General features: G+C 71.3%; 2 protein-coding genes and 1 pseudogene. All 3 read right to left on the reverse strand.

What is annotated here, in order from left to right; translation table 11 throughout:
- A pseudogene (locus tag GA0115259_RS36805) lies at window positions 1-414 on the reverse strand (phosphopeptide-binding protein); the annotation flags it as partial.
- Between the two features lie 141 nt (window positions 415-555).
- Window positions 556-1,914: a vWA domain-containing protein gene (locus GA0115259_RS36810; protein ID WP_093604853.1), complete on the reverse strand. Its 1,359-nt coding sequence runs from the start codon at window positions 1,912-1,914 to the stop codon at window positions 556-558.
- Window positions 1,915-2,000: 86 nt separating this feature from the next.
- Window positions 2,001-3,152, reverse strand: a 1,152-nt coding sequence (locus GA0115259_RS36815) for a PP2C family protein-serine/threonine phosphatase (protein WP_093604855.1), incomplete at its 5' end; no start/stop codon positions are given.

The following is a 3,152-nucleotide window of genomic DNA, read 5'->3' on the forward strand; positions in this document are numbered from 1 at the left end:
CGGTCCCTGCTGGGCCTGGAAGCCGGGCGGCAGATTCAGACCGGGTACCGGGCCGCGGGGACCGCCAGGGCCACCGGGACCGCCGAATCCGCCCGCGCCTCCCGGACCACCGGGAGCCGAGTGCTGCGGCGCCAGCGGTGTGTACGACGTCGCCGTGTTCGTCAGGAAGTTCCAGCGGCACTCCTCGCAGTACGGAGCCATCGGCTCGCGCGGAGTGCGGCACTGCGGGCACAGCTCGGCCTGGGCGGAGGCCCCTGGCCCTGGCGGCGGAAAACCGTAACCGGGCGCGGGCGGCGGCGGGGGAGGAGGCGGCGGTACGGCGCCGGCCGCAGCGCCCGGCCCGGCCATACGATGGCCGCAGACCTCGCACCAGTCCTCGGAACCCGACTGGTGTCCGTTCGGGCAGGTCGGCATGTCGGCGCTTCCCCCTCTCCTCTTCCGGCCCGGAGGCCGCGTGCTCACCGTGACGGCTCTTGTGCCGCTCCGCCGTCGACTCCGCTGACGGCTCCTGTGCCGTGTGCTGCTTCTTGACGCTGCTTCTTGACGTTCTTGACGCTATTTCTTGACGCGAACGGTCTTGGTGGAGCGCGTTTCGAGTGTCATCTCGTCGGCGTCCGCGACCCTCGCCTTCAGTCGCACAGTACCCGTCGCCGCGTCGACCACGTCCACCACCTTCGAAAGGAGTTTCGCCGTATCGGCGTTTCCGGACGACGCCGCGAGCTGTACCGCGCGTCCCAGTTTCGCGGTGGCGCCGTCGAAATCGCCCGACTTGCGGGCGTCGAGGCCCTGTTGGATGACCTGTGCCAGCTCCGCCTGGCCGGTGTAGTGCGCGACCTGCGGATTGATGGCGGTGGAGGCGGCCATGTCATCCGTCCACACCGCCCGTACCAGCCCTTGCGACAGCACCTCGGGTGCGCCGCCGCCGGTGCCGGGAAGGATCAGTGAGACGCGCGCGGCCAGCATCTCCTGGCCGATTCCGGCCTCGGGAACCCGTACACACACGTGGTAATCGCGCGATTCGTCGCCCCAGGAACCGGTCGGATAATCACCCGCTCTCGGTCCCGCCTCCACGCGTCTTCCGGTCAGGTCCTCGACGGTGGGCGCCACCTGCTTGATGAAGCCGATCTCCACGCCGACGGGCGTCCACAGCCGCAGTGCCACATCCGCGACCTCCTTGCCCATCGCGTTCTCCATCATCCGGGTGAAGTCCGCGGCCAGGCCGGCCGGATCGGCGACGATATCGGCGGTGCCGAGCAGCGCGGAGGCGATACCGGTGACCTCCTTCACCTCCCAGTCCGTACCGACACCCCGGGCGTCACAGGTGAAGCGGCCCGCGCAGGCGTCCAGCGTGGCCCTCAGATCGGCCGCGGACTCGTGTTCGTTCCGGCCGTCGGTGAGCAGGATGCCGTGCCGGATCGGCACATCGGCCGTGGCCAGCAGCCGGTCGGCCAGCCGCAGCCAGGTGCCGATCGCCGTGCCGCCGCCCGCGCTGATCCGGCGCAGCGCCTCCTTGGCCTGCGCTCTGGTCCGCGCGTCGGCCGTCGCGAGTCCGCCGTTGCCGGGATAGATCTCCTTCGCCAGATGCGTACCGCCGACGATCGCGAACGCGACACCGTCGCGCAGCGTGTCGACCGCGGCGGCCGTGGCATCGCGCGCGTTGCGCATCTTCGTCGCCGGATAGTCCATCGATCCCGAACAGTCGACCATGATCACCACGGCCGCGTTCGGGTCCTGTCCCGGACGGGCCGCCGGTATGAGCGAGGTCCCGGCCAGCGGCACTCCACCGGTGGTGCCGCCTCCTGTGGACGTGACCGTGACGATCGCGTTGACCTCGCGCCCGCCCTCGGGCAGGTATTCGTTCTGGTACACGTCGACGGAGAACTGCGGCACGGTCGACTTGGAGAAGTTCGCCATCTGTATCGGCTCCTTGACGCTCCACACAGCAGGGACAAGTGGAGAAGAGACAAGTGAAAACGGTGCGCATATGGGCAGAGCGGCAGTCACGCCGCGTTGTAGGCGGATCCTGCCCCTTGCGGTGGGACGGCGAACGGCAGTACCGCCACTGTTACGTTGTCGTGGCCCCCACCGTCGAGCGCGTGTCCGACCAGTACTTGAGCGGCGTGCAGCGGCCGTCGCGCCGCGTCGGCCGGCAGAGCTCTGGCCATCTCGTCGGCGCCCTCCGCGTAGTTCCACAGTCCGTCCGTGCAGACCACCACCACACCCGGGCGGTCCGGTTTGAAGGACGCGGTGTGCGGCTCCAGTTCGTACGCGTCGGCGCCGAGCCAGCCGGTGATGGCGTGCGCGCGCTCGTCCGCGTACGCCTCCGCCTCGTTCATCAGTCCCGCCGCGACCATCTGGGCCGCCCAGGAGTCGTCCTCGGTGAGCCGGGCGGGCGGGCCCTGGCGGTCGTCGGGCACCCAGTACGCCCTGCTGTCGCCGATCCAGCCGATTACCAGCAGTCCGCCGGCGACCACGGCGCCGACGATCGTGCACGCCGGCGCGTTCCGATGGCGGTGCGGATCGCCGTCCAGGGCACTGGCGGCCATCGGCGCCAGAGAGTTGACGGCCTCGGCGGCGACGACGATCGCCTCGTGCATCGCCTGCTGCGGATGCGTACCGCGCGCCAGCGACTCCAGCAGGGATTCGTTGGCCGAGGCGGCTGCGGCGGCCGAGGCCTCGTCGGGACGCGTCGCGGAGGAGACGCCGTCACAGACGACCGCGACCACGGCGGGCGTACCGTCGGGCAGGGCGGCGCAGGAGACGGCGAAGGCGTCCTCGTTACGGTGATGGCGCAGACCGCGGTCGCTGACGGCGGCCACCGCGCCCAGCTCCTGCTCCACATGGTCCCGTTCGCGCGGCTGGGCGTGCCCGCAGTTCTCGCAGTAGCCGTCCGTGTCGACACGCCCGGCGCGGCAGGCGACACAGAGCTTGGCACCGGCGGAGGCCGAGACGGCCGGAACGGTCGGGACGGCCGGGCCGGGACCGGCGGTGCGTGGATCGGACGGGACCTCGGGCGGGACCGGAGCGGCGGCCGGAGAGCTGCCCGGAGCGTTGGCCCTGGGCGCGGGCAGCTCGAAGTCGCCCGGATGCGCGGACAGCCGGCCACCGGCCGAGTCCAGGCCCGGCAGCTCGTCCGGCAGCAGCGCGGGCGC

The organism is Streptomyces sp. MnatMP-M17, from assembly GCF_900091995.1.
Taxonomy (GTDB): domain Bacteria; phylum Actinomycetota; class Actinomycetes; order Streptomycetales; family Streptomycetaceae; genus Streptomyces.

Excerpts from the sequence above, each read along its gene's own strand:
- GA0115259_RS36810 (WP_093604853.1), bottom strand. The coding sequence starts at position 1,914 with ATGGCGAACTTCTCCAAGTCGACCGTGCCGCAGTTCTCCGTCGACGTG.